Source organism: Streptomyces sp. NPDC002144, from assembly GCF_053593695.1.
Genome location: NZ_JBSFDB010000014.1, coordinates 196901 through 220540 on the forward strand (window position 1 = coordinate 196901; position 23640 = coordinate 220540).

General features: G+C 70.6%; 9 protein-coding genes. 3 read left to right on the top strand and 6 right to left on the bottom strand.

The genetic code is table 11. The annotated features are described in order from the left end of the window. Positions 1-45 precede the first annotated feature (45 nt). A complete protein-coding gene (locus ACWCQ1_RS22760) occupies positions 46-8706 on the bottom strand; it encodes a polymorphic toxin-type HINT domain-containing protein (protein WP_451027216.1) in 8661 nt (2886 codons plus the stop codon). A 263-nt stretch (positions 8707-8969) separates the two neighbouring features. Here ACWCQ1_RS22760 and ACWCQ1_RS22765 point away from each other — a divergent pair, with 263 nt between their 5' ends. Beyond that, entirely contained in the window at positions 8970-12974 is a 4005-nt protein-coding gene (locus tag ACWCQ1_RS22765; protein ID WP_451027217.1) for a LamG domain-containing protein, read from the top strand. Positions 12975-13036: 62 nt separating this feature from the next. On the opposite strand, the gene ACWCQ1_RS22770 is transcribed toward ACWCQ1_RS22765, so the two are convergent. After that, positions 13037-14338 carry an alpha/beta hydrolase gene (locus ACWCQ1_RS22770; RefSeq protein WP_451027218.1) on the bottom strand — a complete coding sequence of 434 codons (1302 nt, stop codon included), beginning with the start codon at positions 14336-14338 and terminating at the stop codon, positions 13037-13039. A 251-nt stretch (positions 14339-14589) separates the two neighbouring features. On the opposite strand from ACWCQ1_RS22770, the gene ACWCQ1_RS22775 reads away from it, so the two are divergent. Then, the gene (locus tag ACWCQ1_RS22775; protein WP_451027219.1) at positions 14590-16164 is read left to right on the top strand and encodes a protein kinase domain-containing protein; all 1575 of its coding nucleotides are present in this window, start codon (positions 14590-14592) and stop codon (positions 16162-16164) included. A 35-nt stretch (positions 16165-16199) separates the two neighbouring features. Here ACWCQ1_RS22775 and ACWCQ1_RS22780 read toward each other — a convergent pair whose 3' ends face one another. Next, entirely contained in the window at positions 16200-17099 is a 900-nt protein-coding gene (locus tag ACWCQ1_RS22780) for a polysaccharide deacetylase family protein (RefSeq protein WP_358593501.1), read from the bottom strand. Between the two features lie 382 nt (positions 17100-17481). Between ACWCQ1_RS22780 and ACWCQ1_RS22785 the strand changes: the two genes are divergently transcribed. Continuing rightward, entirely contained in the window at positions 17482-18975 is a 1494-nt protein-coding gene (locus ACWCQ1_RS22785) for an RICIN domain-containing protein (RefSeq protein WP_451027220.1), read from the top strand. Positions 18976-18990: 15 nt separating this feature from the next. Here the strand turns inward: ACWCQ1_RS22785 and ACWCQ1_RS22790 are convergent, their stop codons facing one another. The 3 genes from ACWCQ1_RS22790 to ACWCQ1_RS22800 all read right to left on the bottom strand — a co-directional run bounded on the left by ACWCQ1_RS22790 (position 18991) and on the right by ACWCQ1_RS22800 (position 23608). Continuing rightward, positions 18991-19782, bottom strand: coding sequence for a hypothetical protein (locus ACWCQ1_RS22790; RefSeq protein ID WP_133041181.1), 792 nt, complete (start codon positions 19780-19782; stop codon positions 18991-18993). A gap of 200 nt (positions 19783-19982) precedes the next feature. Continuing rightward, a complete protein-coding gene (locus ACWCQ1_RS22795; RefSeq protein ID WP_358593499.1) occupies positions 19983-21302 on the bottom strand; it encodes a S53 family peptidase in 1320 nt (439 codons plus the stop codon). Then, positions 21299-23608 carry a hypothetical protein gene (locus tag ACWCQ1_RS22800; RefSeq protein WP_451027221.1) on the bottom strand — a complete coding sequence of 770 codons (2310 nt, stop codon included), beginning with the start codon at positions 23606-23608 and terminating at the stop codon, positions 21299-21301. The genes ACWCQ1_RS22795 and ACWCQ1_RS22800 overlap by 4 nt, the downstream gene beginning before the upstream one ends. Between the last annotated feature and the right edge of the window lie 32 nt (positions 23609-23640).

Genomic DNA, 23640 nt, shown 5'->3' on the forward strand with positions numbered 1-23640 from the left:
AGAGATTCGCGCGCGATTCTACCGCACCGCCCACCACCGCCTATTTCACCAGGATGGATAGTCGAAGGAATGCCATTCACCATTCGGCGTGAATACGTGGATCGCCGTCGGGTCGGAAACGAGAATGGGTACTCCGAGTTGGCGGGCTCGACTCTGGAACCAGGATATGCAGTCGTCACACATGTCCCGACTGACCGATATCGCATAGCCCGGGTTCAGGACCGAAGCCTGCTTCTCCGCATGGGACAGGTAATAGGCACCGGCTCCACCGGAATTATCCATGAACGGATGAGGTGTGCGTGCGATGGGCAGAGCGTCGTACACCTGGTCGGGCATGGCCCGCTGGTATCCGTCGGGAACATCCGTGGCGTATCCGCTGGCGGTTTGGATGCTGCCCGCCTCGCTGGCTGTCTTCGAGGACAGGTCCACCGAAGGATGGAAGGTGATACTCGACGGATGCGGAGCAGCGCTGAGGGCGGCCGCCGTCGGACAGATGTTGTGCACCAGAACCGGCGTGGTTCCAGCCAGCACATAGTAGGTGTGGAGCTGCAGAACCGTCAGGTTGTAGCGCTCGGCCGCACCCGGTGTGCCCCGCACCTCCGCCACCCGTACCCGGTGGCCGTCCTCCGTGCTGAGCGCATGGCCCGCCGTGAGCTTCCCCGCCGGCACCCAGGTGTGGAGCGTCGCGTCCCAGAAGGGGTGCTTGGACGTCGTGTGCAGGGTCGCGGTGTGACCGTGGCCCAGGTCGACGGAGACGTCGATCAGGTCCTCGTCATGGTTGACCAGTGTTGCGACGACCTCACGGGCACCGGCGTGCTTGCCGTTGTGGGCGTCCGCGGACTCGACCTTGTCACCGGTCTTGATCTTTCCGATGGCCTTGGTCTTCCCGCCGGCCATGAGGACTCGGGTGTCCGGCGAGAAGCTGCACTGACTGCCTTCCTGGCCGGTCGACCTGCCACCGGCCGGTTCCTGAGTGCCCGAATTCCCTGTGCTTGGATCATCCGAGGCGGCCGCTGCCTTCCGTGACGCCGCCGCTTCGTGCTGGGCGTCGGACTTCTTCGGTTCGGCCGCGTTGGCGCCCGCCGAGTCGCTCGCCGACTCCCTGCCCGCGCCGGAGGCCGCGGCCGCGTCGCCGGAGCCGCCGGAACTGCCGGTGCCGTCGTGCGGGGCCGGTTCCGCCGCCGCCTTGGGGGCCGCGTCGCCGCCGCCTCCCGCCGGGGGCGACTCTCCTTCCTCCGCCGCGAATCCGCCGCCCGCGCAGCCCATCGCCGCACAGTCCGCACCGGCCATGCCGGCCACCATTCCGGCGCCCTCGGCCGCGCCCAGCACACAGGCGGGTGCCGCGATCACGGTTCCGGCGCAGGCGGAGACGACCACCGCGACGGCGACCACGACGACCGTCACCGTGACGACGGTCTCGACGACGGGCAGCGCCTTCTTGAAGTAGTGCCCGGCGCAACCCCAGAAGCCGTGGCAGCCGCCGCTGTGGTGCTTGTGCTGCCCGCTGGAGGTGCTGGTGTCGGCGTAGGCCTTGTCGTTGGCGGCCGCGCACTTGGCGTCGCAGCCTCCCCCGCCGCCGTCCATCATCATCAGCATCAGGCCGCTCGCGTCCGACCCGCTCGCCGGGTTGTCGCCGGCGTAGGTGTAGCCGCCCATCTGGTTGGGGTCGCCGGTCTCGAAGACCGGGTCGGGGGTGAGGAAGCGGCCGAGGACGGGGTCGTAGTCGCGTGCGCCGAGCAGGTTGAGGCCCGTCGTCGCATCGACCGGCTGTCCCAGGAAGCCGTGGTTCTCGTCCGGTGCGACCCATGAACTGGGCTTGGTGCCGCGGAGGTTGCCCCAGGGGTCGTAGGAGCGGCGGGTGACGCTCAGCGAGGAGGCGTCGACCGCCGTGACCGCGGTGCCCTGGCCGTTGGCGATCTGGTAGCTGACCGTGCCGCTGCTGGAGCGGGTCACGGTCGTGCCGTCGGGGCCGGTGATGTTGCGCAGCCCGGTCCAGGTCTTGGCGGAGACGTTGAGCGTGATCTGCTCGGCGCCGCCGAAGAGGTAGAGGATCCGGGTCTTGTCGGTGCCGTCGACCGCGGCGGTCTGCTCGAGCAGGTCGCCCTGGGCGTCGTACAGGTACTTGCTGGTGTTGGTGTGGGTACCGGAGGTCGTGGCCACGGTGGCGGTACGGCCCTCGGCGTCATAGGTGAAGGTCTGGCTCTGCCCGGCCGCCACCGCGCCGGTGGCGGCGTTCGTCCAGGTCTGGCCGCTGCCGCCGCAGGTGGCGACGGTGAGCTGGGTGGCGTTGGTGGCGGAGGCGCCCGGATCGGTGAGGCAGACGGCGCTGTTGGCGCCCGAGACCAGGGTGCCGGTGGTGGTGACCTTCCACTTCTGGGTGGCGTCGGTCTTGCACGTGTCGATCACCACGAGGGTGCCGGAGGAGGTCGCGTTGCCGGAGGTGTCCAGGCACATGCCGAGCACCCGCACCGTGCCGTCGGTGCCGATCGTCCACTTCTGGCCGGTGGCCGAGCCGCACGCGTTGATCTGCACCTTGGCGCCGGCGGTCGTGGAGTTGCCCGCGTCCTCGACGCACTTCTTGCCGCCGCCGGAGATCGTGAACGCGGTGGTCAGCGGGCCGACACTGGTCACCTTCCGGCTGATGGTGTCGCCCGCGTTCACGTTGTTGTAGGACGGGTCGGTGTACGTGGAGGTGATGGTCGCGGTGCCGGTGGCGGGGTCGGTCGTGGTGGCCGTGCCCGCCTGGTCCGGCAGGGTCGCGGTCGTGGTGCCGTCGGTGCCGGCGTAACCGACGCTCTGCGTCGAGTCGTTGAGCGCGTTGCCGGTGGTGTCGTGGTTCACCAGGCCGGTGCGGTCGCCGAGCTGGTCGTAGGTGTAGGTCTGCCAGTACGGGGCCGGTCCGCCGACGGTCGTCGTCCTGACCGGCGAGGTGGTACCCGTCTGCACCCTGGCGGTGTTGCAGCCGCCGACCGCGCCGACCGCCGAGTCGGTGATGCCGGCGGTGTCCGTCCAGGCGGCGGTCAGCCGCTGGAAGGAGTCGTAGGTGAAGCACTGGGTGTCGTGCGTGGTGTTGTTCTGCAGGTCGTCGATCGCGGTGAGTTCGCCGGCCTGGTTGTAGCGGAGGTTGACGACGTCCAGAGCCGTGGTCGAGGTCTGCAGCATGCTGCTGGCCTGGGTGACCCGGCCGGTGGTGGCGTCGTACTGCGCGAAGGTCGCGAGTTCCTTGCCGCTCGGCCCGTAGTTGGCCTGCAGCACCCGCCCGAACGCGTCGTGCACGGCCGTGTCCAGGTAGGCGGGCGTGTTGGCGGAGTTGATGAAGCCGCCGATGCCGTCGAGGTTGCCCTGCTGGGTGTAGCCGTAGTCGATGTCCTCGGCCGGGAGGTTGCCGTCCGCCTGGTAGTGCGTGGTGGACAGCAGTCCGACGTTCGGGGTGTATCGGGCGGTGGAGGTGTAGGTGACGGTGCCGGACGTCGGCGCGCTGGACTGCCCCGCCGCGGCGAAGCCGTCGGTGGCCGGGACCGTGAGCGTGGTCCCCAGCGGCTGGTACGCCGTGTTGTAGCCGGTCACGGCCTGTGTGTACGCCTTGCCGGACGCGCCGCCGACATAGCGGGTGGCGGACGTCTCGTAACCCTTCTCCAGGGTGTCGTACACGCGGGAGGCAAGCAGTTTGGACTGGTCCGGGGTGGCCGACCAGGCGCCGGAGTACTCCGCGGTGGGGCGGTTGTCCCAGTCGTAGGTGAAGGACAGCACCTGGCCGCGCGGGTCGGTGGTCTGCAGCAGGTTGCCCGCGACGTCGTACTTGTCGTACGTCGTCCTGCCGGCGTTCGGGTCGGTCTGGGACGTCTTCTGGCCGAGCAGGTTGTAGCTGTAGGACCAGGAGTTGCCCGCGTTGTCCTTGATCGAGTCGATCTGGCCGGCCGGGGTGTACGTGTAGTGCGTGGTGGCGTCGGCGGCGGGGACTGCGCCCGCCGTGCCCTGCTTCCACAGCACCGAACCGCCGGAGGAGACCACGGCCGCGGTGGAGTCGTTGCGGACCTGGAAGGTGGCACCGGTGGTGGCCGTCAGGCCGGTCGTCCACAGCTGGGCGACCGCCGTGCTGTACACGACGAGGTTGCCGTCGGTGCCGAACTTCGCCCAGGCTCCCGGGTTTCCACCGGTGCCGGAGGACCAGACGGTCTTCCCGGTCGCCAGCGCGGACAGCACCAGATTGCCGTCGGCCTGCATCGTCAGGCGCACGCTGTCCGAGGTCAGCGAGGTGCCCGAGGGGATGACCGAGCCGCCGGTGAGGGTGACCGTGGAACCGGTGTTGCGCACCACGGTGCTGGTGGTCTGGCCCACGGCGTTGGTGAAGGTGGCGGTGGAACGGCCGCCCGCCGGTGCCGTGGTGTCGACCTCGTCGGCGCCCGGGTAACTGCTGGAGGTGTGCCACTGCTCGACGGCCTGGTGCCACAGGGTCTGCCGCAGCGGACGCCCTTCACCGTCGTAGGTGGTCGTGGTCTCGGAGGGGATCTGGTTCTCGTTGGCCGCGTACAGCGTGGTCGACGGCAGGTTGTTCGGCTCGGAGTAGGCGGCGTACGACGAGGTCAGCCAGCCGTGCGAGTCGTAGAAGGTGTCCGTGACGATCCGGCCGGAGGCGGAGTCGCCCATCGCGGTCGACTGGGTCTGCCTCGGCTGGAGCATGCCGTCGTAGATGGTGATCGAGGTGGCGTACGTGCCGTCCTCGCGCAGTGTCTTGGTGGTGACCGAGGAGGGGGCGCCCGGCTGGGTGACGGTGTCGCCGGGGGCGGGGACAGCGCCGGGGTCGATGGAGTAGGTGAAGGTCTCGTCCGCGCTCTGCCCGGCCGACTTGTCCCGGCCGGGCAGCCACACCGCGGTGCGCCGGCCGAGGGCGTCGTAGGTCATGTCGGTCTTGCGGCCGTTGGCGTCGACGCTCTCCAGGGGCAGCCCGCGCAGGGCGTCGAGGGTGGACTTGACCTGCCAGTTCTGGCTGTTGGTCGAGGTCTTGGCGGTGGCGTTGGTGTTGCCGCCTGAGCTGCTCCAGTCCGGGTCGAAGTCGGTGTGGGTCTTCTGCCCGGTGGCGTCGTAGGCGTCGGTGATCCGGCCACCGCCGTCGTACTTCATCGCCGAGGTGGTCTGCCAGTTCTCGGTGGTGCCGGTGAAGCCGGTGGCGGTCTGGGTGCCGGTGACCTGGCCCGTGGCGGTGACCTGGCCGAAGGTGCCGAGGCCGGACGGGGTGCCGTCGCCCGCGTAGTAGATCTTCTTGTCCGTCAGCAGGCTGTCCGCCCCGACGGCGGTGGAGCAGCCACCGATGACCGAGGTGACGCGGTCCGCGTAGGACAGCATCATCGTGTTCGACGCCGGCGGGTCCGCGTACGTCGTGGTCGCGCACTTCTCCTGCTTGGGATCGGTGCCGTCGCCGTGCCCGTTGACGGTGGAGACGCGTCCCTGGCTGTCGTAGGAGGTGTCGGTGCTCGTGTGCCGCCAGCTGCCGTCGGCCAGCAGCTGGTACTCGCGGGAGCTGCTCGCCTTGATCCGGCGGGCGGTGAGGTCCGGGAGGGTGGACAGGTCCGGCTTGGTGCCGCCGGGGTTGTCCTCCTGGGTCCAGTCGGTCCAGGGCGACTGGTTCGCGGAGGCCGTGGTGGTGAAGGTGAAGGGGCCGTTGACGCTGGCCGCGTCGACGGTGCCACCGGCCTTGGTGTAGGTCTCGTCCTCCAGCGTGGTGCCCGCGAGCTGGTCGGCGTCGGTGACGCTCAGCACCGTGGTGCCGCCGACCTTGGCGTCGACGCTGACGGAGCGGCGGGTGCCGTCGGCCTTGTAGTCGCCGTCCATGCCCTGCAGATAGGTGGTGGTCTGCTGGGTCACCGGTTCGGGAGCCTGGCCGGTCTGCACGGTGACCGTGCGGAAGCCGCGGAACTGGTCCCAGGTGCGGTACTGGTCGTCGGTCTGCGCCGAGTCGTCCCGGTGCCAGGCCGGACCGGAGTAGCTGTAGCGGGAGATCTGGGTCTCCGAGCCGGCCGGGTTGTTCTGGGCGTCCGGCTTGTACTGGCCGGCGATGGTCAGGTCGGACACCGCCACGGTGTTCACCGTGACCTTGTTGAACCAGTCGGCGATCGGCTTGGAGGCGCCGGGGACCGTCCAGTACACGGGGTAGCAGGAGTTGGTGTTGGCGTCGGCCTGCTTGATGTCGAGCGACTTGCCCTGACAGGGCTGCGCGTTGTACTCGACGGCGATCGACTCACCGGTCTCCGTCTGGATGCTGGAGACGCGCGGACGGTACAGCGGCGGGGCGGACGGCGAGTCGTCGTTGACCCGGTTGTCGATCTCGGTGCCGGTGAACGACACCTGGTTCAGTTTGATGTCGTTGTTGCCGTTGTCGTAGGTGTCCTTGCCGGTGTGCTGGACGGACTGCAGCCACATCACGGCCTGCAGCATCCCGGCGTCCTTGGGGTCGACCGTGGTGCCGGTGACCGGGTCGACGGTGCCGCCCGCGTCCGAGTAGACCTGGCCCAGCTTGTAGGAGTCGACCGCGGTGAGCTGGTCGGTCGCCTTCACATGGACCTTGGTGGTGATGGAGTCCAGCCGGGTGGTGGTCCAGAAGCTGGGGCCGGAGGTGACGCACACGTCGTCGGGAACCTTCGTGGCTCCGTCGGGCAGCTTGGTCTTGTCCGTGGAGTCGCAGTGCAGGTCCCAGGGCACGTCCGGCCAGTGCGTGGCGGTCGAGTCCTTGAGGTTGCCGGCCGAGCAGTCGGTGAAGGTGTCGGTGGTCTGGCAGCGCTGGGCCAGCCCGAAGTCCACCTCGGCCGCCGGCGTGCGGCCCGCCTGCTCGTCGGCCAGCTTGTAGCCGTACGAGATCAGGGTGAGGGCACCGCCGCGGGTGTACGAGGTGAGCGTGCCGGTGTCGTCGGGGTCGTCGGTCTCGGCCGCCTGGCCGCCGCCGAGGTCGTAGTAGTTGGACTCGGTGGTGTAGTCGTAGCGCTGCACGAACCCGGTCGGCGAGACGACGAAGTCGAGGTTCCAGCGCCAGCCCTCCGGCTTGTCGCACTGGGACTTCTTGCCGTCCGTGTCGCTGTGGCACGGGTCGGAGGAGCGCGGGTGCAGCACCGGCACGCCCCAGGCTGAGTGCGTGGACGGGTCGGCGGGAGTGGAGTCCATGGTGGCGCCGGTGCCGGGACCGCTCGGCGCGTGGTCGGCGCCGAAGTAGGCGGCGGTGCCGTCGGTGGTCAGCACCCGGTAGTACACGCCGTCGTGCAGGCCGTTGGCGGCGCCCGACAGTTCCTGTACGAGGGTGCCGTCGTCGCCCTGCAGACGCCACTGCCTGATCTCGCCGGGCACGTTCGCGTCGGTGCCGTCGGACACCAGCACACCGGAGTGGGAGCCGAAGGACAGGGTGGCGTTGTCGCCGCCCCAGCACTCGTCGCCGGAGCCCTTGACGATCTTCTTGCCGTCGGAGTCGAGCAGCGAACCGCAGCTGCGGTAACCGCGCTCCACATAGCCGACCTGGTAGCTCCAGCCGTCGCCGACCCAGGAGGCCTGCGCGTTGCGGGCAGTGGTCTCGCCGTCCACGGACTGGGAGTCGTAACTCAGGCCCACGGAGGGGGCGTTGCCGCCGATCGAGGCCGGTACGGAGATCGGGTAGGCGTAGGTGAAGGAGCCGGTCGCCGAGGCCTGCCAGGTGCCGGCGGCGGACAGGGTGGTGGCGCCGTAGTCGCCCTGGGAGCCGGAGGCGCCGGAGGTGACCGCCAGGGCGGTGGTGCCGGCCGCGGTGCTCGCCGTCAGGGGGGCGGTGCGCACGGACATCGTGCCCGGGCCGGCGTCCGCGGACCCCGTGGGCTCGGGACTGCCCGCGCTGTGGGTCGGGGTCGGCCGCGGTGAGGCGGTGCCTTCGGCGGGGCCGGCCGGCTTCGGACTGCCGGTGGGGGCCGGCGACTTCGGGGCGTCCGCCTGGTTCTGCTCGTCGGAGGCCGGGCCCAGGGTGACGGTCGCCGTCAGCTGTGCGGCGCCGGCCCGGTTGGTGAACTTCAGCGGGGTGCCCTTCTGGCACTCCGCCCGCTCGGGTGTCGTCAGCGCACAACCGGGCAACTGCACCAGCCGCAGCCGGGAGCCGTAACCGCCGCCGTACGCCCGGGCGATGGCGGAGTAGTCGACGACCACCTTCACCCGGCCGCCCGCGGAGACCGGCCCGGACGGGGTGATGCCCAGGAGCATGCCGTTGGCGCCGGTGCGAAGGGTCTGGGTGTGGGACGCGCTCTGCACGCGGACCGTGTCGACGCCGCCCTTGCTGTCGGCGGGTGCCACCCAGACCGGCAGCGCGCCCGCCTTGACCGGCTTCGCGCCGCCGTGGGCTCCCAGGTCGACGGTGGCCGTGCCCGCCTTGGGCCACTCGGGCGTCCGGGCCCGGTAAGTGTCCAGCGCCTTGTAGCCCTTGGGGTGGTTCTGCGTCTTGGGCTGCAGGAGGTGCGATCCCACGGCCGGGATCGCGGGCAGCCGCTTCGGATGCCACACCGCGCCGTCGAACGTGAAGCCGCCGTGGTGGCCGAAGCCGTCGTCGTCCGAGTGGCCGGGCAGGAAGCCGGGGGTGCCGAGGCCCGTGGCGACGGCCACCGGCAGCAGGAGCGCGAGCAGAGCGACCGGAATCGTCCACAGCCCCAGTCCGCCGAGAAATCTCCGGTGCCAAGAGCCCGCGAACCAGCGCCGTCTGCCACTCACGTGAAATCCCCCCACACGGCCCGGGAGAGGGCCGTCCACACGGCCTCAACTGAGCCGTCATTCAGTCAGATCACACGAGCGAGTGATCGACGGGAGGCTAGGTAGCGCCTTGATCAAGACTCAAGACTCTTTGCCGTTTCCATGGGAAGACCGTGCCTGCACTTGGCAGTTCATGTGTAGTTTCTGTGCCGAAATTGATCACTTCTCTGTGGCAATCGGGCTTCCCCTCACCCGCTGCCCGCGACCCGAAGGAAGCCCGCCAGGTGTTGAGACCACCGATACGCGCCGACCGCAGACGCGCCGCGCCGACGCGCAGACTGGCCCTGTTCACCGCCGCCCTCGGCCTGTTGACCGTCCTCCCGGCCCTGCCCGCCCTCGCCGAGGACGGTTCGCCCACCCCGGCCGACCCGCTGCTGGCGGCCCGCGCCGAGGCGCAGTCCACGGGCAGAACCGTCCCCGTGGATGCGCTGACCACGGAGGTCTCCACCACCGAGGCACTGCCGGACGGCACCTTCACCAACACCACCAGCGCACTGCCGACCCGCGTGCTCAAGGACGGCGACTGGACCCCGGTCGACGCGACCCTGACCGCCGACGGAAACGGCGGCTACACGCCCAGGGCCACACCGAACGGCGTGACCCTCTCCGGCGGCGGCGACGGCCCGCTGGTCACCCTCACCCACGCCGACGGGCCCAGCATGGCCCTGACCCTGCCGTTCACGCTGCCGAAGCCGGACGTCAGCGGCGACACCGCGCTCTACCCGTCGGTGCTGCCCGGCGTCGACCTGTCGGTGTCCGTCACCGACCAGGGCGGTTTCAGCGACGTCCTGGTCGTCCACGACGCGGACGCCGCGAAGAACCCCGAGCTGAAGAAGCTCACTCTGGCGGCCGACACGCACGGTCTCACCCTGGCCACCGCCGACGGCGACAGCATGACCGCCACCGCCTCGGACGGTGATCCGGCCTACACCAGCCCCCAGCCGCTGATGTGGGACTCCGGCACCGAGGCGACCCATGTCCAGGCACCGGGCGGCGAGCAGACCTCGTCCGTGGCCGGCCCCGGGCCCGGCGCCGACACCGAGCCGGTCGCCATGACCGCCACCGACAAGGCGGTGACGCTGACCCCGGACACCGGCATGCTCAGCGACCCGGGCACCAAGTACCCGGTCTACATCGACCCGTACACCAACCCGGTCTCCTCCACCGCCGGCCACTACACCGAGGTCTACTCCAGCTCGACCTGCGACAACTCACCGCAGTACGACAAGGCGCAGACCAACGGCCAGGGCGTGGGCTACCAGCGGTGGGGCGGCCCGTGCGGGGTCGGCCTGGAGCGCTCGTACTGGTCGATCAACACCAGCGGCCTGCACTCCTCGTTCGTCGTCTACGACGCCTACGTCAAGATCTCCACGACGTACGCCGCCAGCTACGACTGCAGCCGGGACCAGCCGATCACGCTGCACACCACGAACGCGATCAGCTCCAGCACCGACTGGCTGTCCCGGCCCGGCGTGCACGACACCGCCTTCCCACCGGTGACCGACACGGTGCCCAGCGGCGCCAACTCCGGCAGCTCCTGCAGCAACAGCACCGCCACCTTCCACGTCAAGGACCAGGCCCAGAAGATCGCCGACCAGGACGGCAACGGCTATGACGCGGACGGCACGTTCGGGGACGGCACCAACGCCTGGACCATCGGCCTGTACGGCAACGAGTCGGAGACGTCGGGCAACGACGACTACCTGCGCATGTCGACCACGCTGACGCTGACCACGAAGTTCGACATCCCGCCGGGCGTACCGACCAACCTGCACACCAGCCCGGCCGCCGCGGGGGCGGCCGACGCCTGCACCACCAGCGGCGTGGGCTGGATCGGCGCCACCACCTACTCGGACGCCGGCAGCGACATCACCCTGCACTCCACGGTCACTTCGCAGATCTCCGGCGAGAAGGTCCGGGCGCACTACTTCGTCTGGGACCGGTCGGTCGATCCCGACGGCGACGGAAACGGCACCGCCCTCTCGACCCCGGACAGCGCGTACCTGGCCTCCGGCAGCGACGCCCCGATGAAGATCGGCGCCACGCTCAAGGACGGCCACCAGTACGGCTGGGACGTGTACGCCGAGGACGACTCACCCGACCAGAACCTGACCTCCGGCAAGTCCGAGCACTGCTGGTTCACCACCGACTTCACGGCGCCCCCGACCCCGGAGGTGACCGGCAACTCCTCCTTCCCGTCGGTGGGTTCGGGCGCCGCGAACCCGGTGGTCTACGCGGGGCCGGGCAAGACCACCAACTTCACCGTGGCGGCCGTCGACTCCCCGTCCTCGGACGACAGCTGCACGCCCTCCGCCTGCAGGTCCAGCGGCATGGCGTCGTTCCTGTGGCAGCTCGACTCGCCGCCCACCGCGGCCGACGGCCAGAGCGCCGCGGTCAGCGGCACCGACAGCCAGGGCCGCTCCACCGCGACGATTCCCGTCCCGATCCGCGACTGGGGTGTGCACACCCTGTACGTGGCGGGCGTCGACAAGGCCGGCAACATCTCCACCAGCCCCGCCGGTTACACCTTCACCGTGCCGTGGAACCCGGCCACCACCGTCAAGCCCGGTGACATCTCCGGCGACGGTGTGCCCGATCTGCTCGCCACCACGAAGACCGGCGACCTCGACCTGATCCCCGGCGACCACGACCCTGCGCAGGAACCCGACCCGGTGCAGAGCGGCCCGGTCAGCGGCACCCCGCCCACGGTCAACGGCCCGGTGACGGTGTCCACGGCCGCCGGCTCGCCCGACGGCACCGGCTGGAACAACTACCTGATCGCCCACCGCGGCAACCTGCACGGCGCGAACGGCGACGACCTGTTCGCGTACAACAAGAGCACCCAGCAGTTCTACGTCGTCAAGAACGACCTGGACCCGGTCGACGACGCGTCCTTCCCGAGGACGTCGTGGTCCACGTTCGGCGGCTTCATCGGCAAGCGGTTCGACCTGATCACCAAGGACGCCTGCGCGCCCGCGGACGTGGTCGCCGACGACTCCCGCTGCCGGACCACCGACTACAACAGCAGGACCTGGAGCGTCAGCCAGCTCATCACGCCGGGCAACGTCTTCGGCAACACCAACGACTACCCCGCCGTCATCACCGTCGAGAACAAGGAGCTGTGGATCTACCAGTCCGACGGCGGCTACCACCTGAAGAACCCGATCCTGCTCGGCGACGGCGACTGGACCGGCCAGACCCTGATCGCCGCGGGAACCTTCAAGGGCAAGCCGGTGCTGTGGTCCCGTGACAACGCGACCGGCGACCTGTACAGCTACCCGATCACCGTGGACGCCACCACCCTGGTGCCGGCCCTGCTGCACCCGGGCACCCACAGCAGCCTCGGGCTGACCCTGCCGCGGACGCTCTACCCCGTCGTCGCCTCGCCCGGCGACGTCAACAGCCCGGTCCAGCCGGGCGACACCAACCCGGGCGCCCCCGACGGGATCCCGGACCTGTACACCGTGGACGCCTTCGGCCAGCTCGTGGAGTACAACTACCGGCAGAGCCTCGTCCTGACCTCCCCGCCGACCTACGGCTTCGCGGCCCCGGTCTCGCTGGGCTCGGTCACCGACACCGCCACCCACTGGTGGAAGCTCGCCGAGGGCACCGGCACCACCACCGCCGACAGCACCGGCACGCTGAACGCGAACCTGTCCGGCGCCTACGCCTGGACCACCGACAGCACCCGGGGCGCGTCACTCAACCTCACCGGCACGACCGGTTACGGCGCCACGACGGGCCCGGCGGTGGACACCTCCAAGAGCTTCACCGTCTCCGCCTGGGTCAAGCTCAACTCCCTGACGGAGAACGGCACGTTCCTGTCCCAGAACGGCACCACCAACAACGGCTTCCAGCTGTACTACTCCTCCGGCTCCCAGGTCTGGGCCTTCGGCCGGCACAGTACGGACGCCACGGGTGCCGTGTGGCGGGCCGCCTACGGCAGCAAGGCCACCACCGGCCGGTGGACTCATCTCGTCGGGGTCTACGACGCCACCGCGAAGGAACTCCGTCTGTATGTGAACGGCAAGCTCACGGCGACCAGGGACTGGACCTACACCCCCTGGAACGCCACCGGCCCCGTCCAGATCGGCCGCAAGCTCTCCTCCGGCGCCTACGGCGAGTACGCCGACGCGGCCGTCAGCAATGTCCGTCTCTACCCGACGGCCCTGCCTCCGGCCGACGCCGCGGCCCAGGGCGACAACCCGAAGGTGGCCCAGCTGGACTGACCAGCCGGTGCGCACGGGGAAGGGGCCGGAGCTCTCGCTCCGGCCCCTTTGCCGTCGTATCGCTACTTGCGCGTCGCCGCCGTGGGCCTGGGCTCTGTGCCCTCCGCGCGGAGCGGGCTGCGGTCCGGGCGGGGCTTGGGGGTGCCGCCCTGGGCCGTGGTCGTCTTCTTCTTGGGCTGGGGGGTGACGTCCTGCGGGAAGGTCAGCTGGTCGTTCATCCAGGTCAGGGTGGCGGGCATCTCCCGTACCCAGGTGGGGAAGTTGTGGCTGCCGTTGTCCGGGAGGATCGATGCCACCCGCATGGGCGCCTTGACGGCCTTGATGAAGGCCTGGGTCTGCGAGTAGCCCTTCTCACCGTGCTTGCTGGTGGCGACCAGGACCGAGACCTGGGGCGCCGGCAGGTGCTTCAGCCGCCACATCAGGTCGTGGCCGTCGACCCGGGCCTGGCGGCCGGGACCGCTGCCGAAGAGGTTGCCGGTGGTGGGGTCGTCCTTGACGCGGTAGTCGGGCGACAGGGCCGCGGCCGTGGTGTAGACGTGCGGATCGCGCATCGCGAGCTGGAGGGCGCAGCTGGCACCCGAGGAGTAGCCCATGACGCCCCAGGCGCTGGCGTAGTGACCGGCGCGGTAGACGGACTTGATCGCCTCGGGGAGGTCCTTGGCCAGGAACGTCTCGGTCTGCGGTCCGCCGGGGACGTTCACGCACTCGGTGTCGCGGGGCGGAGCGATGGTGGGCCGGATCATCACCACTATCGTCGGCTGCATCTGGCCCTTGCTCTGCAGGTCCGCGGCGGTCTGCGGGACCCGCAGGTGCTGCGCGAGGTTGAAGATGGACCCCGGGTAGCCGCTGAGCGCGACGATCACCGGGAAGCGCTGACGGTGGTACGCCTTCTGGAAGTACTGCGGCGGCAGATAGACGAAGGCCGGGTCGACCACGCCGGTGCGCTTGCCGATGATCTTGACCGACTCCACCCGCCCGACGGACGCGGCCGGGCCGCTCGGCAGTCCGCTGACCCGGCTGAGCTGATCGTTCCCGGCGGGCTGCACGAGCGAGCCGTGGACACTGCTTATGCCGTTGACCGCACCGTCACCGTTCTGGTCGGCCGCCTGCGTCACACCGACGGGAGCGGTGTCGACATGGCCGAACAGCTCGCCCCAGGAGCCGAAGAACTGGTACGACGAGTTCACCGCGCACGCGAACGCCGCGACGATGGTCACCTGCGTCACCCCGATGGCGCCCAGCCGGCCCAGCACATGCCACAGTCCCGGCTTCGCGAACCGTGGCCACAGCCAGACCAGCAGCGCCACACAGAGGGCGGCCAGCGCCACCATCGCGTATACGGTCGTTTGACTGGTCAAACCCATGTCACTCAGTCCCTGACTTCCTGCCCGTGCACAGTTCCTACGCACAGAAGGAGGGCAGAAGAGCCTTCCGCGTTCCGTAACGAGAGTTTTAGGCGTAAGACATGGCCTGTTCCGCTATGTCATACAGGGAATCCCGCCCCCACGAGTGACGAAGATCATGGGCGGCCGGTTCCGTCTCACCCGACTGGCCGGTGCGGGGCGGAGGCGGGACACTGGTGAGGGAGTTCACTCCCGAGCCGACTGAGGCAGCCATGAATCAGTCACCTGGGGACGAGAGCCGCGCGCGGCTGCTGGCCGGGCGCTACCGACTGGTCGAGCAGCTCGGCCACGGGGGCATGGGGACGGTCTGGCGGGCTCACGACGAGTTGCTCGACCGTGAAGTCGCGGTGAAAGAGGTACGGGTCGGCAGTCTGTCCCCGGAGGAACGGTCGGTCCTGCGCGCACGGTTGCAGCAGGAGGCGCGCGCGGCGGCCCGGATCAGGCATCCGAACGTGGTGACCGTCTTCGACGTGCTGCAGGAGGACGACGGGCCGTGGATCGTCATGGAGTGGATCGACGGTCGATCCCTCGAGGACATCCTCGTCGGCGAGGGCACCCTGCTGCCCCGGGAGGCCGCCCGTTTCGGGGCAGCCGTCCTGGCGGCCCTGGACAGCGCGCATCAGCTCGGGATCCTGCATCGTGACGTCAAACCGGCGAACGTACTGCTGGAGCGCAGCGGCAGAATCGTCCTCACCGACTTCGGCATCGCGCTGCTCGACGGTTCCCCGGGGCTGACCCGCACCGGCGACATCGTCGGCTCGCCCGACTACCTGGCCCCGGAGCGTGCCACCGGTCACCGGCCGGGGCCGCCCTCGGATTTGTGGTCCCTGGGCGCGACTCTGTACGCCGCCGTCGAGGGCCAGTCGCCGTTCCGGCGCAGTACGACGCTGAGCACCCTGCAGGCCGTGATCGCCGACCCCCTGCCCGAACCGCACCACGCCGGCCCCCTCGCCCCCGTGATCGAGGCACTGCTCCGCAAGGACCCGGAGGAACGGCCCACGGCGAGCGAGGCACGGCGCATGCTCGAGGAGGTGGCGGCCGGAGGTACGGCCCCCTCGGCTGCGCATCCGCCCACCGAGGTGGTGCCTTCCGAGGGGATGCCTCCCGAGGGGATGCGGTCGCCGGGCGAAGCCGTCCCCGACCGGTCCGCGACGCCGACGGCACCTCTCGTCACGGACGTGCCCGCGGAACACCGCCGCATCGGCACCGGGCGCCGTACGCGGCTGATGCTCGTCATCGCCGCCGCGCTGGCCATGGCCCTCGTCGGCGGTCTGGTGTGGGCACTCACCGCCAAGCCGGGAGCGACGCCGACGGCTCACCCCACGGCCTCGACCGTCACCGCGACATCCTCACCGCGGACCGTCACCACGCAGCCCGCGACACATGCGCAGCCCACGGCACAGTCTCCGACTGCCCCGTCAACGCCCACGTCCACGTCCACGTCCGAGAGTTCCTCGCCGACACCGGTGACTTCCACGGCGCCGCCACCGGCGGCAAGCGGACCGGAGACGACCGTGACGGCGTACTTCGACGCCATCAACGCCGGTGACTTCCAACGCGCTTGGGAACTGGGCGGCCGCAACCTCCAGCAGGGGTCGTACGAGTCGTTCAGGAACTCCTTCGCCGGCACCGCCGACGAGTCGGTCACCGTCACCTCCGTGGACGGCGACTCCGTGGGCGTCGAACTCGACGCGACCCAGACGGACGGGACCCACCGGTACTTCTCCGGCACGTACACCGTGCGCGACGGCGCCATCGTCGCCGCGGACATCCACGCGGAGGACTGACGGCCAGGGCGACGAGCACGTGGTCGCTCACCCTCTCAGTGCCACGCCTCCGACAGGCGTACGAAGGTGTGGCCCGAGGCCAGCAGGCGGGGGACGGCGGATGCGATGCCGTGGGCCGTGCCGCCCTCGGGGTGGTTCATGTGGCAGATGACGACGGAGCCGGCCGGGGCCGAGCCGACGGTCGTGCTGACCTGTTCGGGGCTGAAGGTGGCGCCCGCGTCGCCGTTGACGGAGAAGCCGGCGAACCGTTCGCCCAGCGCGGTGACGATGCCGGCCGCCACGTCGTCGCAGTACGCGGTGCCGGAGCGGAAGAAACGCGGTGGGCTGCCCAGCAGCCGGGTCAGCTTCGCACGGTTGCCGGCGACCTCGTCGTAGACCTCGGCGGCGCTGCGGGTGCCGGGGATGCCGTAGGCGGAGCGGCCGGTCACGGAGAGGGGGAGGTGGCGGGTGCCGTGGTTGGCGATCTCGAAGAGCGGTTCGGCGGCGAGGCGGCGGAAGACGGCCGGGTTGGCGTCTATCCAGCGGGAGTTGAGGAAGAGCGTCGCCGGTATCTCGCGCCTGCGCAGGAAGTCGATCAGGGCACGGTCGTAGCCGCTGCCGCCCCGGCCGCCGCAGGCGTCGAAGGTCAGCGCGATGGCCTTCTGGCCGGCGGGGAGCCGATGCAGTACGCCCGGTGCGTCGAAGCCCCAGGTGCGGGGCACGGCGTGACCGTACCGCGCGACGATCTCGGCCCGGGTGACGGCGGGAAGGCGAGCCGGTCTGACCGTCACCGTGGGCGAGGGGGCGGCGGCGGAGGGAGTGGGGGAAGGAGAGAAGCGGGAGGAGGGGGAGGGGGTGGTCGGCGGTGGTGGGCCGGTGGGCTTCTGCGGCGCCCCGCAGGCGGTCAACGCTCCCCCGGCCAAGGCCGCCAGCACCAGCCGCCGAGTCGTACTCATCCACTCCCCCACCTGCCGAAACGTCCGTCGGCCATGCTAAACAGCGCGCTCCCCGCCCCCGCCCGCGCACCGGACAAGGCTTCCCCAACAATCCTTTGTTGATCATTTGCCCCACCCGACCGAACCATCCCGGGCGTGCTGGAACGTCCATGGCGGTGCACCTCTCCGCTGAGAGAGCCGAACACAAACGAACAGCACCCTGGAGCGGGAGGTCAACAGTTCCGCACGGGAAAAGCGCCAATACGGCATACCCGCCCGCCCATTCCTTCATGAACAAACAAAGTCGATCGCACGCTTCTTGACGTCCCGGCAGACAGGCGGCTCTCATGGCCCACTGAACACCGACGGCGTGACGTCGGGACCTCGAAGGAGAGGCGGGACCATGCCCGATCGAACACCCCATCACGGATCCCGGCGCGAACGGTGGCGGACGGTCTGCGCCGCGTTCCTCGCCCTGCTCGCGGGCCTCGCGGCCCTGCTGCTGCCCGCCACGTCCGCCAGTGCCGCCACCGTCTCCTTCACCCTGGGCGCCACCCGGACCGACCAGAACGGCAACACCCTCCAGCTGCACGGGCTGGGCATCGTCAAGGTCGGTGGCACCTGGTACGGCTTCGGCGAGGACAAGACCGGCGAGACCTCGTCGGACACGTCCTTCCAGGACATCCCCTGCTACACCTCCACCGACCTGGCCACCTGGACGTACCAGGGGGTGGCCCTGGCCAAGCAGGCGAGCGGCGACCTGGGCCCGGGCCGGATCGTGGAGCGGCCGAAGGTCATCCACAACGCCTCGACCGGCACGTACGTGATGTACATGCACATCGACAGCACCAACTACGGCGACGCGCGGGTCGGTGTGGCCACCAGCAGCACCCCCTGCGGGCCCTACAGCTACCGCGGCAGCTTCCGCCCGATGGGCAACCTCAGCCGGGACATGAACCTCTTCCAGGACAGCGACGGCACCGCCTATCTGCTGAGCGAGGACCGCAACAACGGCCTGCACATCTACCGGCTCTCCGCCGACTACCTCTCCGTCGACAGCGCGGTGGCCCTGCTGGGCGGCAGCGGCTCGGCCAGCTACGAGGCGCCCGCGATGGTGAAGAGCAACGGCGTCTATTACCTGCTCGCCTCCCACCTGACCGGCTGGAGCGCCAACGACAACGTCTACACCACCGCCACCTCGCTGAGCGGACCATGGGCGCCGATGCGCGACTTCGCGGCGCCCGGCACCCACACCTACAACAGCCAGACGGCCAACATCATCACCGTGCAGGGGAGTTCCGGCACCATCTACCTCTACGCCGGTGACCGGTGGACCACCGGTGATCTCGGCAACTCCCCGCTGATCTGGCTGCCGTTGACCATCCGGGGCACCGTGGTCAACCTCGGCCAATACCCGAACTGGTCCCTCGACACCGCCGCCGGCACCTGGACGCCCGACTCCGGTGTGCCCACCAACGCGGTGCACACGCTCAGCAACACCGGCAGCTCGATGCTGATGGACGTCTCGGGCGGGTCGACGGTGAACGGTGCCAAGGTCATCCAGTGGCAGTCCAACGGCGGCGACAACCAGAAGTGGACGCTGAACCGGGTGGCGGACAACGTCTACACGCTGGTCAGCGTCAAGAGCGGCCTGTGTCTGGACGTACCGGACAAGTCCACCGCGGAGAACGTCCAGTTGCAGCAGTGGACCTGTAACGGCGGCGCCAACCAGCAGTTCGCCGCCGATCTGGTCGGCAGCCTCACCGGCACCAGGTTCATGCTGGTCAACGTGGGCAGCGGGCTGAACATCGGGGTGGACTCCTCCTCCACCACCGCGGGCGCCGGCGTCGTCCAGCTCACCGGCACCGGTGCCACCGGTCAGCAGTGGACGCTGTGACCGGCCGTCGGTACGTCACCTGACGTCGACGAAGTCCCCCGCCGTCTTCGCCGGTCCGGTCGTGGCCGTGCCGGCGAAGACGAAGCGGAAGTAGCCGTCCCCCGTGGCCCTCGTGGTGGTTTTCAGCGAGCCGCCGCTGCCGCTGGTGACGGTCTTGAGGGTGGTGTAGGTGCTGCTGCCCTTCTTGCGGAACTGCAGTTGCACCGGCCGCCCCTGGTAGCCGGTGTACTTCCCGCTCCCCCAGTCGGCGCGGGTCAGCCTGCCGCTGACGGTGATGGTTCTGCCCTTCTTGACCGGTTCGGGCGAGGCGTTGACCGTCAGCGTGGCGTACCGCTTGAACTGCGCCGTGCCGGCGACGTCGGCGTCCGTCCAGTCGTCGGTGGTGTCCTGTGCCTCGGCGAGCACCTTCCAGGTGCCGGCGAGGCCGTTGTGGTGGAAGTCCCGCGCGGCGTCCACCCCGAAGCTCACCGTGCAGGTGGAGGTGGTGGGGTCGGCGGCCGAGACCGTGCAGGTGCCCGGCGGCGGATACAGGGGCAGGTGGCCGTCGGCGTCGTCGGTGTTGGGACCGTGCCACAGGTAGGCCCAGGTCTTCGCGACGCCGTCCGGGTCCGTGGCTCTCCAGGTGATGGTGACGGTCCTCTTGGTGGTCAGGCCGAGCACGATGTCCTTGCCGCCGTTGACGACGACGTCCGAGAACGTGGTGTCACTGGGGGCGCCCCGGTCCGCCGCGTGGGCGGCTGCGGGAACCACCGACGCGGACAGGGCGGTGGCGAGGGACACGGCGGCGAGGGCCGGGCGAATGCGCATGGCTTTCCCCTTCGGGATCGGAGGGCTCGCCCGTCTCCCCTGGCGAGACCTGATGATGCGTCACGCGTGTTGGACACTCGGGGGCCGGTGGTGGTTGTCCCGTCGTTGCCGCCAGTTCATCGGGAGGAAAGACGGTGTCCGCGTCCGCCGGGCCAGGGTCGGCAGGTCGGTGGACGCGGACACCGCCGCGGACGGGCCGGTCAGAAGGCCGCCAGCCCGTTCGGGGTTCCGTTGCCGGTGGGGGCGTCGTAGCCCGGTACCGCCGTGCAGAGGTAGTCGCCCTCGCAGTTGCCGTTCGAGCCGTCGGTGACGTCGTTGAGGCTCGCCGCCGGGGCCGCGTAGAGGCGGGAGGCGTCCGCGTAGGCGCCGGGGTGGCCCGCGAGCGCGATCACGCCGGCCACGTACGGTGCGGAGGCGCTGGTGCCGCCGACGACCGTCCAGCCGCCGCTGCCGCGCCGCACGGAGGTGACGTAGACCGCGAGCCCGGTGTCTGGGTCGGCGACGGCGGAGACGTCCGCGATCGTGCGGCCGGGGCAGTCGGTGTCCTGCTGCCAGGCCGGTTTGTCCACCCAGGCCGAGCAGCCGCTGCCCGACCCGGACCAGGCCGTCTCCTGCCAACCCCGGTCGTTGTCGGCGCGGTTGAGCGAGGTGCCGCCCACCGCGACCACGCCGGAGTACGCCGCCGGGAAGCTCGGGACGGTGTAGCCGGAATCGCCGGAGGAGGCGACCACCGCCACGCCCGGGTGGCTGTAGTCCTTCGCGAAGGCGGTCGTTCCGTGGTTCTCGGTGCCGCCGTAGCTGTTGGACACCTCGGTGGCGCCCAGGGCGACGGAGGTGTCCACTGCTGCGGCCAGGTCCCCGATGGTGGGTTGGTCGGCCTCGACCAGCAGGATGCGGCACCGGGGGCAGGCGGCGGAGGCCATCTCCAGGTCGAGCGCCGTCTCGGTGGCCCAGCCGCTGACCGCGCCGGACGCCGGCAGGGGCCCGGTGTCACCGCGCTGATTGACCTTGCGGAAGCAGCCGTTGTCGGTCGTGCACGGGGGCAGTCCGTAGGTCGCGCGGTAGACGGCGAGGTCGGCCTCCGCGGTCGGGTCGTCGTAGGCGTCGACCAGGGCGATGGTCTGGTCCTCGCCGCCGGTCGCGGGCAGCCGGTAGGCGGCGCGCAGGTCGGCCGGGCCGTAACCGTCGGGGAGTTCGGTGTTCGCGGTGGTCGCGCCGGCGCGGAGCCTGGCGGCCGCGGCCGGTCCGCGTACGCCCAGGCCGCCGTGGACGTCGGTGCGGACCAGGGCGAGGCACCGGGCCTGTCCGGCGGGGGCGGTGGCGCAGGCGTGCTCGACGGTCGGCCGCGCGGTCGCGGTGCCGGCCGCGTGGGCGGTGCCGGCGGCGGGGAGCGCGAGGGCGACGAGCAGGGCGGTCACGGCGGGGCGGGCGGCCCGTATCAGGCGGGTGACGCGTCTGGGGTGGGCTGTCATCCGGGGCTCGTTCTCCTGGTTCTCCCGGTCGGGGGCGGTGGTCGTCATGAGGTGGTGGCCGCGACGGAGTAGGCGTGCGTGATGGTCTCGGTGAGTCCGTTGCCGTCGGCGTCGGCGGCGGTGACGCGGAGCGCCGGGCTGGTGCCGCGCGCGGAGGCCGGGTTGGTCCAGCGGGCCCGGTAGTGGCCCTTCGACCCGTGCAGGGCGGTCTTCTGCCAGGTCGTGCCGCCGTCGAAGGAGACCTCGACGGCGGCGGAGGTGATCGCCGCCCGCGAACCGGCCCCGCCGAAGGTCACATGGGAGATGTCCAGAGCCATGCTCTGCGTGGTGCGGTGACTGGTGTTCAGGTCGTCCGCGGCCAGGTCGAAGCGCGCGGTGAGCAGCGGCAGGACCCGGCAGGGCGTGGACGCCGACTGCCCCTCGCAGGTGAACCGGTCCGGCAGCAGGGAGTCGGGGTCGCCCGCCGAGGGCAGCCCGAAGGTCAGCTCGGTGCGGGCGGTGGTGGACTGGCTCAGGGTGCTGTCACCGCTGAAGTCCTGGTCGGCCACCAGGCGGTAGCGGGCGTCGGGCGCGGTCTGGCCGTCGACGTAGACCGCCGTGTTGCCGGGCCTGTCGTCCAGCAGGGTGCCGTCCCGGTAGAGCTGGGCCCGGAAGGCGGCCGGCTGCTCGTCGTAGACGCTGGGGCCGCCGTCGTGGTCGGCCTCGCCGTCGGTCGTGGAGAGGTAGGCCAGCAGGTCACCGTCCGCGAGGCAGGCGGAGCACTCCGAGCCGCCGAACGGGCCGTTCGTGTACTGGCCCAGTCCCAGGCCGATCGGCCCGCGGGCCCAGTCCTGGTGGTAGGTACGGCCGGCGGTGAAGGGACGGTCGCCGGAGGTGAAGGCGAGGCTCGTGCCGGGGAAGGACTGCTGCACCCAGACACCGCCGTTGTTGCCGCTCAGGTAGTCGGTCACCCGGGCCGGCATGGTCTGCGGCACGGCCGCCGAGAAGGCGGCCGGAAGTCCGGGGCCGAGTTCGCCGCTGGTGATGATGCCGTCCGGGGAGGCCGCGGGGTCGCGGACGTAGCGTTGCCGTACGGCGGCGAGCTGCTTGCCGGTGACCGTGATCCGCTGGTCGGCCGCCACCGCGTCGGAGAGCCGCCCGGCGAGGTCGTAGCGGTAGGGGCCGCCGACGGCGGGGCCGTGGCCGGACCACTGGGTGAAGTAGGCGACCTTGCCGGTCGTGGCGGCCGGCTGGGGATTGACGTAGACGGGGGTGGTGTCGGTGGAGACCGCCGAGGCGGTCGGAGCCCAGTCGATCGAGCCGTTCGCGACGTCGGTACGACCCCAGGTGGCGGCGGCGTAGTCGGCCGTGGCCGGGCGCGGTGTGGCGGCGGTGACCTGTGCCGTGGCCGTACGGGCGTCCAGGTCGGTGCTGGTCGCGCCGGTCACGTCGAGGTCGGTCAGCGTGACCAGGGACTGCGCGGTGACGTTGCCGGAGGCGTCGAAGTCCACCACCGGCGCGGCCAGGCTGTAGTGACCGGAGAGCACGGCGACCTTCTCGATGCCGTCGTCCACCGGGACGACCACGCTCATCCTGGTGGCGTCGTCGGTGTTGGTCACCAGGACCTGCCCGTTGAACCCGGCGCCGGACCGGTCCTCCGCGGTGATCCGGAGGATGTTCAGCTTGTACTTGGCCGAGGCGCCGCCGCCGGCCGCCGCGTTGTCGGTGCTCGCGCCGGTGCGGCCCAGGGAGGTGACTCCCGTGAACAGCGGGGTACTGCCCGGCTGGTGACCGGCCTTCACGTCGGCGGCGATCCGCTGCTTCAGCAGCCGCGCCAGCTTCCTGCCGGAGGCGGCCGTGGTGTACCCGCGGGCCGCTGTGCCACTCGTGGACGTCAGCGTCAGCCCGGTGGGGGTGCTCGGCTTCGCGCCCCGGGCGTAGGACACGGTCACCGGGACGCGGCCGGCCGCCGTCGTCCCCTTGGCCAGCGCGGTCACGTCGAACAGCGAGAGGTCCAACTGCCTGCCGACGTACGGCTGGGCGACGGCGGGGATCACATAGCGGTCTCCGGAACCGTCCTGGAAGGAGAGGAACGAACCATTGCCGGCGGTGTGCGAGGCCGGGCGCACGGCGAGGACGCTCGGCTGCCCGGATCTCGTGGTGACCGTGACCCGGTCGCCCGTCACCAGGGTGACGGTACGGGTGTCGGAAACCTCCAGGACCGCCTTGCCCGGCGGGGCTTCCTGGGCGGCGAGGGCCGGGGTACCGAGGGTGGCCGTGGCGGTCACCAGGACGCCCAGGGCCAGGGCTCTGGGCGCGGAGAGGCCGCTGGAGGACAGGGTTGATCGGGGGCGGGGCCCCGTCGGTGTGGTCATGGACGCCCAGGCTGGACCAGCCATGTGATCGT

What these genes read in the sequence shown, in the direction of transcription:
- ACWCQ1_RS22770 (WP_451027218.1), bottom strand. Translation starts at nt 14,338, where the DNA reads ATGGGTTTGACCAGTCAAACGACCGTATACGCGATGGTGGCGCTGGCC.
- ACWCQ1_RS22775 (WP_451027219.1), top strand. Translation starts at nt 14,590, where the DNA reads ATGAATCAGTCACCTGGGGACGAGAGCCGCGCGCGGCTGCTGGCCGGG.
- ACWCQ1_RS22780 (WP_358593501.1), bottom strand. Translation starts at nt 17,099, where the DNA reads ATGAGTACGACTCGGCGGCTGGTGCTGGCGGCCTTGGCCGGGGGAGCG.
- ACWCQ1_RS22785 (WP_451027220.1), top strand. Translation starts at nt 17,482, where the DNA reads ATGCCCGATCGAACACCCCATCACGGATCCCGGCGCGAACGGTGGCGG.
- ACWCQ1_RS22790 (WP_133041181.1), bottom strand. Translation starts at nt 19,782, where the DNA reads ATGCGCATTCGCCCGGCCCTCGCCGCCGTGTCCCTCGCCACCGCCCTG.
- ACWCQ1_RS22795 (WP_358593499.1), bottom strand. Translation starts at nt 21,302, where the DNA reads ATGACGACCACCGCCCCCGACCGGGAGAACCAGGAGAACGAGCCCCGG.
- ACWCQ1_RS22800 (WP_451027221.1), bottom strand. Translation starts at nt 23,608, where the DNA reads ATGACCACACCGACGGGGCCCCGCCCCCGATCAACCCTGTCCTCCAGC.